Source organism: Paenibacillus planticolens (assembly GCF_013141725.1).
Lineage (GTDB): Bacteria > Bacillota > Bacilli > Paenibacillales > NBRC-103111 > Paenibacillus_E > Paenibacillus_E planticolens.
On the sequence record NZ_WHNZ01000015.1, the window covers coordinates 320,454 to 334,910 of the forward strand.

Consider the following 14,457-nt stretch of genomic DNA (forward strand, 5'->3'; position numbering starts at 1 on the left):
CCAACCCTTCTTGGTTGTATTTTATACAATCATTTAGCCAGAATCCCGAGCCTCGAGTCAGCTACATTGTACTTTATACAACCATTTGCACTCGAAAACGACCGATTCAGCACAAACCAGGCCATTTCATTGCATTTTGTACAATGTAGGGAGTCATTGCTGCAAAAATCATCTATAATGTTGTATAAAATACAACATAGGGACATAATGTCCCATACGCCCCCGGACCCCATTTTAATGCTGCTACTCCTTGCCCCCAAACTACCGGCCTTTTCAGAAGTCAAACTGGAACAAAAAAATGACCCACAATGGCACTTAAGCCAAGTAGTGGGTCATTTCTTTTATTATGATCCAGTTTGGGCTAATGAATCGTTAGGCTGCTTCCTGCGGGTGACGCTTTGCCGACCGTCGATGCCGACGGGAATATCGCCGTCTACCGTGACGCGGCGCACGATCCGATGCTGATCGCCGTAATCGTTGATGGCATAATGCTGCGTGGCCCGATTATCCCAGATTACGACATCACCGGCAGACCAGCGCCAGCGAACCGTGTTCTCAAGCTTTGTAATATGACTCTGCAACAAAGCCAGCAGTTGGGCGGAATCCACGGAGGAGAGCCCTAAGATTTTTTTCGCGAAATGACCGAGCAGCAAGGTGCGCTCACCGGTTTCAGGATGTACGCGAACGATCGGATGCTCTGTCTCGTACACCGTGGAGGCGAACACTTCCCGATGGTGGCGTTCCTTCTCGGCAGATACCTGGGACCGCTGCGCGGCATAGTCGTAATCGTTGCTGTGCAGCGCCCATAGCTGATCCACCAGAGTGCGCAGCTCAGCTGGCAAGTGCTCATACGCAGCGGCTGTATTCGCCCAGACGGTATCGCCGCCTGAAGCGGGGACGACAACGGCACGGAGAATGGAAGCCTGCGGGTAGGCATCCACGAAGGTTACGTCCGTGTGCCAGGAATCGGCGCGCCCGCCATGCGCGGAATCAAGCTCGAGCACATACGCAGTGCCTGACTTAATCGGGACCGTCGGATGAGCGATTGGATCACCTAGCAAGCGGGCGAAAGCTTCCTGCCCCGCGTCATCTAACTGATGCTGCTCGCGAAAGAAGAGGACCTTGTGCTTGAGTAGGGCTGCACGGATGTCCGCGAGCGTCTGCGCATCAAGATCAGCTTGCAGGCTCACGCCTCTAACTTCCGCGCCGATTCTGCCTGCAACCGGAAGAACCTCGATCTGACCGGGAACTGCCCCAATTTGTTCATGTGTACTCATAACGAAAACCTCCTCAATTTTATTGGAATGCGCCGCTAACGGCAGCAGTCGCATACTGATTAACTGGTCTTGGCAAACCCAGATGCCCGCGTAGCGTAGAACCTGAATATTCGGTTCTAAACAAGCCTCTGCGCTGCAGCTCCGGGATGACGAACTCGGCAAATTCTTCTAATCCGGCTGGCAAATAGGGCGGCATGACATTAAAGCCGTCACTGCCTCCGTGCAGGAACCACTCTTCGAGCTGATCGGCAATTTGGACGGGCGTACCGGCAAAGGTGCGATGGCCGCGACCGCCAGCCAGGCGGTGAAGCAGCCCGCGGATTGTCAAATTCTCGCGATTGGCTAAATCAACGACAAGCTGGAAGCGGCTTTTATTGCCATTGATGTCGGACAAGCTGGGCAGTTCAGGCAGAGGCCCATCCAAAGGATAAGAGAATAAATCGACGTTTAACATATTGGATAACTGATTTAAACCATATTCAGGAACGGTTAATTCGTTTAATTCCTGCTCCTTTTCTTTGGCTTCCGATTCGGTTTTGCCGATGATCGGGCAGATGCCGGGCAATATTTTCAACTGGTCGGGGGAACGGCCATATGCGTCCAGCCTGCCTTTGACATCGGTATAAAACTGCTGTGCTTCCGTCAGTGTTTGCTGGGCTGTAAATATCGCTTCGGCATACTGTGCGGCGAATTCCTTGCCATCCTCGGAAGAACCGGCCTGCACAAGCACGGGATAACCCTGCGGAGATCTGGGGATGTTCAAAGGGCCGCGCACTTTAAACGTATGGCTGCTATGATTGATTTCCCGAACCTTGCTCCTATCGGCGAAAATACCAGACGCCCGATCAATAACTAACGCTTCGTCTTCCCAACTGTCCCATAGACGGGTTGTCACGTCTAGGAACTCCTTGGCTCGTTCATAGCGCTTGCTGTGCTCCAGATGGGCCTCTTTGCTAAAATTGTGAGCTTCAAAAGAACTCCCGGATGTCACAATATTCCAGCCGGCGCGCCCTTTGCTGATATGGTCCAGAGACGCAAACTTTCGGGCGACATGAAAGGGTTCGTTATACGTCGTGGAGACGGTGCCGATAAGTCCGATATGCTCCGTAACGGAGGCAAGTGCCGATAATAAAGTAAAAGGCTCCAGTCCCACAAAAGCGCCATGTTGAATGTTCTGACTAACCGCCAGCCCATCCGCCAAAAAGAGGGAGTCGAACTTCGCCTGCTCCGCAATTCGCGCGATTCGTTGAAAGTACCGGATATCCGTAATATTTTCCGGTTCCGTATGCTTGTGCCGCCAAGATGCTTCATGATGTCCGGTATTCATAATAAATACATTCAAATGCAGCTGTCTTTTGGATTCGCCCATGTGGAACTCACACACCTTTATTCAATTTGTTATTCACTGTACGTTTGCTTCCAGCCAGTTAACCGTTTCTCCAGTGTGACAAGCAAATAGTTAATGATTAAGCCGATGACGGATATGGAAATGATGCCGGCATACATATTCGTAATTTGAAAACTAAACTGCGCGTATTGAATTAAATAGCCAAGGCCTGATTTTGCACCCACCATTTCAGCAGCTACCAGAACGAGGATGGAGCTTGCGCCAGCCTGGCGAATGCCTACGAAAATTGTAGGAATAGCCGCAGGGATAATGACTTTGCGAAACAGGCTAACAGGCGATAAGCCCATAGACCGTGCGGATTTGATTAAAAGGGGATCGACATTCTTCACGCCGCTGATGGTGTTCAGCAGAAGCGGGAAGGCGCAAGCATACAGCACGATGGCAATCTTTGAGGTTTCGCCAAGACCGAGCAATAGGATAAAAACAGGAAGTATGGCAAGAGCAGCTGTATTTCGCAGCAGTTCGAGGAGCGGGTTGAGGTATTCGGATACCGGCTTCCACCAACCGATCGCAAGGCCGAGCGGGATGCTGATAAGGATCGCCAGCGCAAAACCGCCCAGAGAACGCGAAAGGCTGGCGAGCGTATGCTCGGCCAGATCACCCGAAAGAAGCAGCTGCCACCATGCGGCCGCAATTTCGGAGATCGGAGGGAAGAACGTAATGTCAACAAGCCCAAGGCGCGGTGCGACTTCCCAAACGAATAACAAAGCGAGGATGACAACGGTATTCTTGAACAATTTTCTCAGTTTCGTTAAGGACCAACTGAAGGCATGAATACTGCTTTTTTCCCGCAGAACCAAAGCTTTCCCGGCATTAGCGCTAGCCATTTACAACTCCCCCTTTAATCGATGATTTACTGGGATCGAAACTATCCAGCGTTTTGGCTTTTTCCTGCTCTTGAGCTTTCGATACTTCATCTTTCAGCAGCTCCCACACTTCATGGCGCAGCTTGACGAACTCCGGGTTGGATCGCAGATCGTCTTCATTTCTTCGCGCTTGAAAAGGGATATCAAGAACCTTCTTAATTCTTCCCGGACGGGAAGTCATCACGGCGACCCTCTGGCCCAAATAAACGGCTTCTTCAATGCCGTGAGTTATAAAAATGATCGTTTTTTTCGTAGCCTCCCAAATGCGCAGCAGCTCGCTTTGCAGGGTTTCACGGGTTTGGGCATCCAAAGCTGCAAATGGTTCATCCATCAGCAGTACCTCGGGATCATAGGCCAAGCTTCTTGCGATAGCGACCCGCTGCTTCATGCCTCCGGAAATCTCGTGAGGATATCGGTTTTCAAAACCACTGAGCCCGACCAGGTTGATAAAAGACAAGGCCTTTTCACGGCGTTCTTTGCGAGGGACGCCTTTGGCTTCCAAGCCGAACTCTACGTTGGCTAGCGTGGTTTTCCAAGGAAAGAGTGCGTACTGCTGAAACACGATGCCTCGATCCAGATTAGGTCCTGTAATGGCTTTGCCATCTAATAAAATCTGACCGCTGCTAGGCTTCGTCAAGCCCGCGAGCAAGTCCAGCAAAGTTGATTTGCCGCAGCCGCTTGGTCCCACGATGACCATGAACTCTCCTTGCTTCACCTCCAAATTAATATCCTGCAGAGCAGATATGGGCTGTAAATCTTCTTTCAGATGCCCTAAATTTCTTTGAATTCGAAAAGTTTTCTGCACATGCTGAATGCTGATTTTGGTCGTCATTGAACTGCCTCCTTATCGGACTCCTTATTTCTCATTGGCATACGGGTTAAATTCATTCGTGTACAAGCCTTGGAGCTTCAACTGTCCGTCCTTGATGACACCTTCATCAACAAGCCATTGAATCCAGGTACCGAACTCTTTGTCGGAAATGAGTCCACCCTTACCGGCAACGCCCGTGCTCTTCCAAAACTTCACGGTGGAAGTATCTTCCTTTCTACCGCGATCATTAATAATCTTCTCAAAACGGGCGACAACTTCCTCACGCGGCGTGGTGCGCGCCCATTCAATCGCTTTGGCGGTGGCTTCCACAAATTTGTGCGTCGCATTAGGATTGGCTTTGATAAATTTGTCGGTCAACACATAGCTGCCGGCGCTAAAAATCCCGAACAAGTCGGAATCCTTAAACAAAGGATGAATACCGCCGCGCTCCAGCGCTTTGTCTCGCAGTACACCGCCAAGCGCAGCTACATCGATCTGCTCAGCGCGCAGCGTTTGCTCGGTTGTTACTGGAGGGACGACGACAAGCGTCACCTGCTTAATTTCCTCCGCCGTTAAACCGGCTCTGTGCAGATATTCTTTAATGACGAATTCGTGATGTGCGCCGAGCGTATTCACAGCAATCTTTTTACCGATTAAATCTTTCGCAGTTTTAATTGAACTGCCATCCAAAACGTAATATCCCGTCCACGTGTTATCATCGACGCCGTAGTAAGCAATGACGGGTTTAATTGGCGCTTTGGCTGATATCAATTTCACAATCGCTCCATTAAAAGCACCGCCAAAATCGGTATCGCCGGTTACAACCGACTGAATATCTTGAGGACCGCTGATGGTGTTCCCGATATACTTCAGCTTCAAGGGCGCCAGGTATCCCAAATCCTCCGCTAACTCCGGGAAAGTGACGGAGCCCACTCCGCCTTGATAACGAAGCTCGGTGACTTCCGGTGCGCTGCCGCTGGCGGAAACGGTCTTCTGTTTGCTGCCGCAAGCTGTTAATAAGAGTGCGCAAGCGACGAGTAGTGCGATGGTTGCTGCAAAACTTTTTTGCCTTGATAAGGTCATCTTCATTCCCCCTCGATAATCGCATAATTCCTATAGACTTAGTATGAATATGTTTCTATAATGAAATATAATCTCGGCCCGGAAAACTGTCAATAAATTGGAAACACATGAACATGAATGACAATGTATGACCATATCGTATCTAGGCAGGAGGCGCGAAAACATGTCCTTACAGCGATTCAATCTCATTTCTTTGCATGAAGCGGTCGATTTACTCGGTATAAGCCGCTCAACCTTCGATAGATGGCGGAAATTGAAGCAGCTTCCTTATGTGAAAATAGGAAAAGAAATCTTGATTGATAAGGCTGAGCTGGAAAAATGGGTTCGCGATCACGCATCAGGCTCGAAGAAAGCGGCATTCGCAGCAGATACGGCATCGATTCGCGCACCGCAGGACCACCAGGCAATCACCGTCGGCTATCAGAGCGGGACGGCTCACATGTGGACATCGCTCCTCATGAAGGAGCTCGGTTGGTTTGAAGATGAACTTGCTTCTTCGATGCCTGGGCGCACCGTTCGTGTCGACTGGTTCGATGCCGCGAGCGGCACTGTACTTCTGCAGGGCTTGGTCGGGGGAAGCATCCAAATTGCTTCCTTAGGCGAGTATCCGATCGTACTAAGTCAATCGCTTAGGCGGATGCTGCCGGCGTTTCGCCCTATACTGCTAGCATTTGACGGTAAAGCATCGGTCTGCAGCCAGGAAACTGGTCAAGTGTATTTTCAAAAGGGAATGGGGGAGGATGATTTAACCGGCATTATGGCTGAAGAGAACTGGGTGAAACGGCATCAAGAGGATACGGTGGCTTATTTAAAAGCACATGTGCGGGTGCATGCGTATATGCGGAATCATCCTTTAGCTGCTGCTGAACGCATTGCTCGTGCCAAAGGAATTCCCACAGAAATAACGGCTCGTATCCTCGCTGAAATCAGATGGGATGCAGCATTTTATGAGAAGGATATGAGAGCTTTACAACTGCTGGAACAGGGGAATAAGTATGCAAACGCGACTGTGACAGCACCCCCTTTTTCCAATGAAGTCCTTTATGAGAGCCATTATTTACAAGAAGCGGTTAAGGCGCTAAAGCTGCCTCGTTTGAGCAGTGATTTATTAGAAGGAGAATGGGCAGATGAGCAGTTGTACTAACGCGAAAATGTTTCCCTTGGCTGCAATTCGGTATATAGTAAAGGAGTTGAAGTGATGGAAGGGGAGCTATAACAGATGCAAACATCTATGATCGAAAAAGAAAACGGCATTTTCCCTGCAGTATGCTCACTGGATTGTCCGGATCAATGTGGTCTGCTGCTTCATAAAGAAGCCGGCAAGATCGTTAAAATAGAGGGAGACCCCAACCACCCGGTGACACAAGGGGCGATTTGCAATAAAGTCCGCAACATGACGGCACGTCTTTATGATGAGAAAAGGCTGCAGTACCCGATGAAGCGCATAGGTCCGAAAGGAGAGGGCAGCAGATTTGAACGAATTTCCTGGGAGGAAGCGATCGCAACCATCACAAGTCGTTGGAAAAAGCTGATTGCCGAGGAAGGCGCTGAATCGATTCTGCCATACAGCTTCTATGGCAATATGGGGCGGATTGGGACGGAAGGGATGGATCGTCGCTTTTTTAACCGGATGGGCGCAAGCCGGCTGCTGTATTCGATTTGCGAGGCGGCAGGAACCGAAGGCTACAAGTATACGATGGGCGGCAGCTTTGGAACCGATCCGGAGGATACGGTGCATGCGAAGCTCATCATCATGTGGGGCATCAATGCCGTCAGCACGAATATGCATCAGGTGATGTTGGCTGAGAAGGCACGCAAGAACGGAGCGCAAATCGTCGTCATTGATGCCCATAAGAACCAAACCGGCCGCTGGGCGGACTGGTTCATTCCGATTATGCCTGGAACGGATGCCGCTTTGGCGCTGGGCATTATGCATATTTTATTCGCCGAAAATATGGTGGACGAAGCTTTCCTGCAGCAATATACGGTTGGCCATGAGGAGCTGAGGGAGCATGTCCGGCAGTATGAACCTTCTGTGGTATCTGCAATAACAGGAGTTCCGGCCGAGGACCTCTACCGATTAGCTCGACTGTACGGCCAAACTTCGCCTTCGTTCATTCGAATCGGAAACGGGATTCAGCATCACGATAACGGCGGAATGTGCGTGCGGACAATTGCTTGCCTGCCGGGCTTGACGGGGCAGTGGCTGCAGCGTGGAGGCGGCGCCATCAAAGGGAATGGCGGCTATTTGGAGCATAACATCCCGGCCTTGCAGCGGCCTGATCTACGTACGAAGGAAGCGCGGCAGATCAATATGAACTTGCTCGGCAGCGCATTGCTGGAGCTGGACCCGCCTATTCGTTCGCTGTACGTATACAATTCCAACCCGGCGTTAGTCGCTCCCCATGCGAATAAAGTGAGGGAAGGGCTTCAGCGGGAGGATTTGTTCACGGTTGTGCATGATCTGTTTCTGACGGAGACAGCGAAGTATGCGGATATCGTGCTTCCGGCTACGTCTTCTTTTGAAAATACGGACTTCTACCGCTCCTATTGGCATCGGTACGTGCAGATTCAGCTTCCTGTCGTCCGGCCTCACGGTGTAAGCAAAGCGAATGTCGATGTGTTCCGCCTGCTTGCGTCGGGGATGGGCTATGAGGATGAAGCTTTGCAGGATACCGACGAAGATCTGGTGCGCCAAGCCTTGAATCATCCCGGCAATCCGGCGTTGGCGAACATCACTTACGAAAGCTTGCTGGAGAATCAGTTCCTGAAGGCGGAGGTGCAGCCGCTATTTCCGGGGAAATTGCGGACGCCGAGCGGCAAAATCGAGCTGTTCTCCCGTGAGATGGAGGAGAAAGGTTATCCGGCTCTGCCGACCTACGTACCGCTCCAAGAGGAAGGAGACCTGCCTTTCCTCTTCATTCCCGCGCCGAATCATAATTTCCTGAATTCGACGTTTGCTCATAATGAGAAGCATGCCCGCATGGAGAAAATGCCGAAGCTGCACATGAACGAGGCGGATGCAGCAGCATTAGGGATAGCGAATGGGGAATTGGTTCGCGTGTGGAATGACCGCGGCGAGTGTGAATTAACCGCGGCGACGGGTTCGGACGTGCTGCCGGGCGTCGTTGTGAGCCAAGGACTGTGGGCGGATTTGCCGAAGAACGGGAGCAGAGCTTTGGTCAACGCGCTTACGCCGGATCGTGTAGCGGATATGGGCGGAGGCGCGACTTTCTTTTCCGGCCGTGTAAGGGTGGGAAAGCTGGAGAAAAGCGACGTTTACTGAGCGGAGTTGAGCTGCACTGATCTGATCTGAGCAAACTGAGCAAAACTGAGTTGAGCTGCACTGAACCCATGGGCGCTTCCCCGCATAAAGTAATGCAGGAGGTGATGGCCGATGTCCTTACAGCATAAAGCGTATGCTCTGATCGGCAGTCCGGTAGGTGTATCCCTATTGGACGGCACCGGTGCTTCGGGAATTCTGTGCAGTATACAAGGCGGGTCGATTTATGTGATCGAATACTTATACCATACTCAATTTGCCACAAAACATTATGCGTTCAGCCAAATACGGGACATTCTCCCGTTTCCACACTGCCCGCAGCCGCAGGCGCTGTACCAAACGAAACCGTTGTATTAAGTAATTGATATAGGTGAAGAAAGCCGATCCCCAGTGGGTCGGTTTTTTGGTTGTTATAGTGTTTATACGTTTAGAGGGGAACTACAGGCCGCTATTTTCCCGGAAAAAGACCTTTGAGTAAAAGAGAGGGAACTACGATCCGTTATTCAGTCACTATTGGCTAAAAAGATGCTATACCAAGGTAAATAAGACCCTGTAGTTCCCCTCCAGCCCCAACATTTACGTTTTTCACCAAAATAGCGGACTATAGTGGGCGTAAGCCGCAAAGGGAGTGGTCCCCCCCCCTGATAAGGAGGCACTTAATCCGGGCTTGCACAAGATCAGCTTCGCATCCCGTTCACAGTATGTTACAATACGGAAAAATGAGGCCAAGTTGGTGAAACGATGACTTTTGATGAGGTAATGGGACATTTGGAGGAGCTGGGGAGCGAGCAAACGAAGAAAACGTTTCTTCGTCATGGCGCTCAAGAGCCATTTTTCGGCGTGAAAGTCGGGGATCTGAAGAAGCTGGTCAAAAATGTTAAGAAAGACCGCGACTTGGCGCTTGCACTTTATGATTCAGGGAACACGGATGCTATGTACTTGGCGGGTCTTTCGATCAATCCCAAAACGATGACGAAAGAAGAGCTTCAGAACTGGGCGCAGAAGGCTTATTGGTACATGCTGGCCGAGTATACGGTGGCGGGAGTGGCTGCTGAGAGCGGTTTTGCCCTTGAGATGGCGCGGGTATGGCTGCATTCCCCTGATGAGATGCTGACGGCTTGCGGATGGAGCACGTATGCGAATTATATCAGCATTACCCCGGACGAGAAGCTCGATCTGCAGGAGATTGCCGGGCTGCTGGAACAAGTAAGAACAACGATTCATGAGGAGCGCAATCGCGTTAAGTATACGATGAACACCTTTGTCCTGACTGTCGGAACATACTGCCACCCGTTATTTGATACAGCCGTGGATGTGGCGAAGGAGATTGGCAAGGTGCATGTCGACGTGGGCCAAACGGCGTGCAAAGTACCGCTTGCCACGGACTATATTCATAAAGTGGAAGCGATGGGGCGGATAGGGACTAAGAAGAAGACGTGTATTTGTTAAATGATGATGAGACTATGACTGGATGACTTCGAGAGAGGTGGTTCCGCCATAGTTTTTTTTGTTTACGTGCATGTCAGATAAATCCATTGGTCAAATAAAGGAAAAATCTATTATTTGCAGAAAAGATACAAGAAGTTAATTTTTTGAAAGAGAGGGCGATAATAGGAGCTATGTTGCTGGAAAAATTATTTCTGAACCTCCTTATCGTCCTCGCTCCCGTTTTACTGCAAAGTGTATTTGGAGAGCGCTGGCGTTATGCGAAGTCCCCTGTTGCCATGGGCTTGCTGTATGGTTTCACTTCAACTCTTTGTCTGTTATTTTCCTATAAAGATTTTAATTTATATTGGGATTTACGCTATGTTCCTACGGTCATCTCAGCCATTTATGTGGGGCCAACCGCAGTGATCATTAATTTTGTTATGATTATTTTGACGCGTACTTATCTTGGCGGAAATACGCTTTGGTTCGGATATCTCAGCATGACGCTCTCATTTCTAATTCCATTTCTTGCTTCGTATAAAATCAAAACGTTGACAGGAAACGCGCGAATAAAAGCAACGGTTGTAGTTTCCTTAGGCCCGCTGCTCGTTATGCTTGCGATATTATTGAGTTACTCAATCTATGCGGACGAGCCGCTCCATCTAAATTTAATTCCAGCCGTTATTGCATTCTGCATTCTCCTCGTTCTGGGAACTTGGTTTTCCGCCATGCTGCAAGAGATTAATGAAGAACATGCCAAAATGAAAGTGCAAATTCAAAAAGCGGAAAAAATGAAAACGTTAGGCGAACTCGCCGCTTCGATCGCCCATGAAGTTCGCAATCCGCTAACCGTTGTGAAAGGATTTCTTCAACTCATGCGTCCGAGCGAGCAGGGCAAAAATCAACAGTACCTGACGATTGCCATGGAAGAGCTGGAGCGGGCAGAGACGATCATTAGCGATTACTTAAATTTCTCCAAGCCTAAATTAACGAAGCTGGAATCGTTCTCGTTTTCTGACGTGCTAACGAATATTATGATTCTTCTAACGCCGATGGCGATGAAAAATGCCGTGGAACTTACTTGCCGACTCGAAGACAACATTTATATTTATTCCGATAGGGGACAATTGCAGCAAGCGCTGGTGAATGTTATTAAAAATGCGATTGAAGCTACGCAGGCAAATGGCGAAGTAAAGGTGAGCTCGAAGAGGTTGATTGGCGAGGTTCAAATTATGATCAGCGATAACGGCAAAGGAATGAGCAAAGAGCAGCTGTCCCGCATCGGCCATCTGTTTTATTCCACGAAGGATGTCGGGACGGGACTCGGGACAGCTGTAACCATTCGTATTATTGAATCGATGAACGGCAAAATCATTTACGAAAGCGAGGAGGGTGTCGGAACGACAGTGACCCTCACCCTGCCTTTGATGCAAAATTAGCGATTATCGATTTTTTCCGGGTAAAGATCATGGTTCATCAATCGGTGTTCAGCCATCGCTTCGAACTTTGTGCCCGGCTGGCCCCAATTGCAGTAAGGATCGATCGAAATGCCGCCGCGAGGTGTGAATTTACCCCAAACTTCGATGTAACGAGGCTCCATAAGCTTGATCAAATCATTCATAATAATGTTGACGCAGTCTTCATGGAAATCGCCGTGATTGCGGAAGCTGAACAAATACAGTTTAAGGGATTTGCTCTCGACCATTTTGATATTCGGAATATAGGAGATGTAGAGGGTCGCGAAATCCGGTTGTCCGGTTACGGGACACAAGCTTGTGAATTCAGGGAAATTGAATTTCACAAAATAATCCCTGTTCGGATGCTTGTTATCGAACGCCTCCAACACCGAAGGATCATAGTTAAACACGTACTTCGTTCCTTGATTACCGAGTAGAGTGATCTCTTGTAAATCTTCGTTGCTTCTACCTGCCATAGTTGAAAATCCTCATTTCATAGTTTTTTATAGAGGGAGTTTGCGAACCTCTTCCAAAAGCAAATGTACCATATATGCCGCGAAAATGCATCACTGCCGTCATGGAATTTCGTGGAGAAAATTGTCGGCAGATTGTAGATACCATAGAACGAATGGGAATGGTAGAATAGATGAATATTTGTCGAACATGGAATGGAGGTACGTTAGTTTGAAAGCCTATCAGGATTTATTGCAGGATATTCTTACAAATGGGATCAAGAAGGAAGACCGAACGGGAACGGGGACGCTGTCCGTATTCGGCAGGCAAATGCGTTTTGACCTTTCGGAGGGATTTCCGTTAGTGACAACGAAAAGGGTGCCTTTTCGGTTAATCGCCAGCGAAATGCTCTGGTTTATTAAAGGAGATACGAATATTCGGTATCTGCTTCAGCATAACAACCATATTTGGAACGAATGGGCTTTTAAAAAATGGGTGGAAAGCACAGATTATTCAGGACCGGATATGCGTAATTTTGGTCTGCGCTCCCAGCAGGATGAAGCGTTCAAACTGCAATATGATGAGCAAATGGCGATTTTCGTCGAGAAAGTGTTGAATGACGAGTCGTTTGCGAAGCAGTACGGCGAGCTCGGGGATGTATATGGGAAACAGTGGCGGGATTGGACGACGACGCAGGGCGATGCTATCGATCAGCTCAAAGAAGTTATTCATATGATCAAAACGAACCCGGATTCCCGCAGGCTCATCGTCTCCGCCTGGAATCCGGAAGATGTGCCGAGCATGGCGCTTCCGCCTTGTCATACCATGTTTCAATTCTATGTGGCGGAAGGCAAGCTCTCCTGCCAGTTATATCAGCGCAGTGCGGATACGTTCCTTGGCGTGCCTTTTAACATTGCAGGCTACGCGCTGCTCACTCACTTGATCGCCCAGGAGTGCGGGTTAGGCGTAGGAGAGTTCGTGCATACGCTGGGGGATGCGCATATTTATACGAATCATATCGACCAGATTCACACGCTGCTAAGCCGTGAACCGAAAGAACTGCCAACGCTTAAGTTGAATCAGAATGTCGCTTCGCTTTTCGATTTCGACGTAAGCGACATTGAATTGGTCGGGTACAATCCCCATCCAACCATTAAAGCGCCGGTAGCTGTATAGTTGAATTGATGAAAGGGAGGCTACAGTCATGAGTATTTCATTTATTTTTGCCATGGACCGCAACCGTGCCATCGGTGTAAACAATAAGCTGCCGTGGCACTTGCCGGGCGACCTGAAGTTTTTCAAATCCGTGACGATGGGGCACCCGATTCTGATGGGACGCAAGACGTACGAATCCATCGGGAAGCCGCTGCCGGGCAGACGCAACGTCGTTCTTACCCAAAATCCCGCATTTCAGGCGGAGGGCTGCGAAGTCATTCACTCGGTTCACGAAGCTGCCGAGGCGTTCCGGGATCAGGAGCTTTTCGTCATCGGCGGGGCGGAAATATTCCGGCTGTTCGCAGATGAGGCCGATCGGATGTACATCACGTTCATCGAGCATGAGTTTGAAGCGGACACGTTCATGACGGAGCTGGACTTGTCGGATTGGACCTTGATCTCCAGCGAGCAAGGGGAGCGGAACGAGAAAAATCCGTACGAGTATTACTTCCGGATTTACCAAAGAAAGCAAGAATAACAAAGGCCCTGAGCTCAACGTCATGCATGACGGAGAACTCAAGGCCTTTTTCTTTTCGCTGCGTTAGCTGCGTTTTCTGGTTAGCGATACGAGCAGTGATAATGCCCCAAGCACAACGGCCGCAATGGAGAGGTAAAGCGGCGTTTTGGATTCTGAACTGCCTGCGGCAGGTTGAGCGGCTGTGACATTGCCGTGGCTGTCCGTGACAGCGCCGGATTTGGCTTTCACCGTCGTTACGGAAGCAGGCTTGTCTGAGCCTTCTGCGCCGACCCATTCCACGACGCTGCCGTCTTTGTAGGTTTGATAAGCTTTCCAAACAATTTGGGTCGCTGCATCCGCTACTTTGCCCTGCATGTTGAACTCACCGAATTCGGTGCTGCCAAGTCCGTCCCCACTGGCTGTCCAGGTTACCCCTGTAATTTTACCGGCGGAATCTTTGGCGAGCTCGTAAGTCCAGCCTGCTTTCGGTTCAAAGCGGGAAACGGCAACGGAGTCCATCGGGAATTTGACTTCCACTTTCACCGTAGGAATATCTTTCTCGGATGGAACACGTACGGTGAACTTCTCGTAGCTGCCCTGTGTAGCTTCTTTTGGATAAACCGTTACGTGAGCGCTGGCAACCCCCGCCAACAGCATCGAACCGATCAGCATAATACCTGCATTTAACATGAATTTTTTAAACATCTTTCTTTTCCCCT

14 protein-coding genes and 1 riboswitch are annotated in these 14,457 nt (G+C 49.6%); of the genes, 7 read left to right on the forward strand and 7 right to left on the reverse strand.

Annotation, left to right across the window (positions count from 1 at the left end):
• Positions 1–344 precede the first annotated feature (344 nt).
• Genes GC097_RS07575 through GC097_RS07595 form a run of 5 tightly spaced genes read right to left on the reverse strand, consistent with a single transcriptional unit; the run spans position 345 to position 5,445 of the window.
• Positions 345–1,277 carry a TauD/TfdA dioxygenase family protein gene (locus tag GC097_RS07575; RefSeq protein WP_171682703.1) on the reverse strand — a complete coding sequence of 311 codons (933 nt, stop codon included), beginning with the start codon at positions 1,275–1,277 and terminating at the stop codon, positions 345–347.
• 19 nt (positions 1,278–1,296) lie between these two features.
• Entirely contained in the window at positions 1,297–2,646 is a 1,350-nt protein-coding gene (locus GC097_RS07580) for an LLM class flavin-dependent oxidoreductase (protein WP_171682704.1), read from the reverse strand.
• A gap of 29 nt (positions 2,647–2,675) precedes the next feature.
• Complete coding sequence (locus tag GC097_RS07585; protein WP_171682705.1) at positions 2,676–3,512, reverse strand: ABC transporter permease; 837 nt, start codon at positions 3,510–3,512, stop codon at positions 2,676–2,678.
• Complete coding sequence (locus GC097_RS07590; protein WP_171682706.1) at positions 3,505–4,383, reverse strand: ABC transporter ATP-binding protein; 879 nt, start codon at positions 4,381–4,383, stop codon at positions 3,505–3,507. The genes GC097_RS07585 and GC097_RS07590 overlap by 8 nt, the downstream gene beginning before the upstream one ends.
• Positions 4,384–4,407: 24 nt before the next feature.
• Positions 4,408–5,445: an ABC transporter substrate-binding protein gene (locus GC097_RS07595; RefSeq protein WP_376768368.1), complete on the reverse strand. Its 1,038-nt coding sequence runs from the start codon at positions 5,443–5,445 to the stop codon at positions 4,408–4,410.
• A 163-nt stretch (positions 5,446–5,608) separates the two neighbouring features.
• On the opposite strand from GC097_RS07595, the gene GC097_RS07600 reads away from it, so the two are divergent.
• The 5 genes from GC097_RS07600 (at position 5,609) to GC097_RS07620 (ending at position 11,595) form a co-directional block, all read left to right on the forward strand.
• Complete coding sequence (locus tag GC097_RS07600) at positions 5,609–6,589, forward strand: helix-turn-helix domain-containing protein (protein ID WP_171682708.1); 981 nt, start codon at positions 5,609–5,611, stop codon at positions 6,587–6,589.
• A gap of 87 nt (positions 6,590–6,676) precedes the next feature.
• A complete protein-coding gene (locus GC097_RS07605) occupies positions 6,677–8,731 on the forward strand; it encodes a molybdopterin-containing oxidoreductase family protein (RefSeq protein ID WP_171682709.1) in 2,055 nt (684 codons plus the stop codon).
• A gap of 111 nt (positions 8,732–8,842) precedes the next feature.
• A complete protein-coding gene (locus GC097_RS07610) occupies positions 8,843–9,085 on the forward strand; it encodes a hypothetical protein (RefSeq protein WP_171682710.1) in 243 nt (80 codons plus the stop codon).
• 384 nt (positions 9,086–9,469) lie between these two features.
• Entirely contained in the window at positions 9,470–10,177 is a 708-nt protein-coding gene (locus GC097_RS07615) for a DNA alkylation repair protein (protein WP_171682711.1), read from the forward strand.
• Positions 10,178–10,347: 170 nt separating this feature from the next.
• Positions 10,348–11,595 (forward strand): ATP-binding protein, encoded by a 1,248-nt coding sequence (locus tag GC097_RS07620; RefSeq protein WP_171682712.1) that lies wholly within the window; start codon positions 10,348–10,350, stop codon positions 11,593–11,595.
• Here the strand turns inward: GC097_RS07620 and queF are convergent.
• A complete protein-coding gene (gene queF / locus GC097_RS07625; RefSeq protein ID WP_171682713.1) occupies positions 11,592–12,089 on the reverse strand; it encodes a preQ(1) synthase in 498 nt (165 codons plus the stop codon). The genes GC097_RS07620 and queF overlap by 4 nt on opposite strands.
• Positions 12,090–12,102: 13 nt before the next feature.
• Positions 12,103–12,146: riboswitch (PreQ1 riboswitch) on the reverse strand.
• 130 nt (positions 12,147–12,276) lie between these two features.
• Between queF and GC097_RS07630 the strand changes: the two genes are divergently transcribed.
• On the forward strand, positions 12,277–13,242 hold the full coding sequence (locus GC097_RS07630) for a thymidylate synthase (RefSeq protein WP_171682714.1): 966 nt from the start codon (positions 12,277–12,279) through the stop codon (positions 13,240–13,242).
• A gap of 28 nt (positions 13,243–13,270) precedes the next feature.
• On the forward strand, positions 13,271–13,759 hold the full coding sequence (locus GC097_RS07635; protein ID WP_171682715.1) for a dihydrofolate reductase: 489 nt from the start codon (positions 13,271–13,273) through the stop codon (positions 13,757–13,759).
• Positions 13,760–13,822: 63 nt separating this feature from the next.
• Here the strand turns inward: GC097_RS07635 and GC097_RS07640 are convergent, their stop codons facing one another.
• The gene (locus GC097_RS07640) at positions 13,823–14,443 is read right to left on the reverse strand and encodes a YcnI family copper-binding membrane protein (RefSeq protein ID WP_171682716.1); all 621 of its coding nucleotides are present in this window, start codon (positions 14,441–14,443) and stop codon (positions 13,823–13,825) included.
• Positions 14,444–14,457 lie beyond the last annotated feature (14 nt).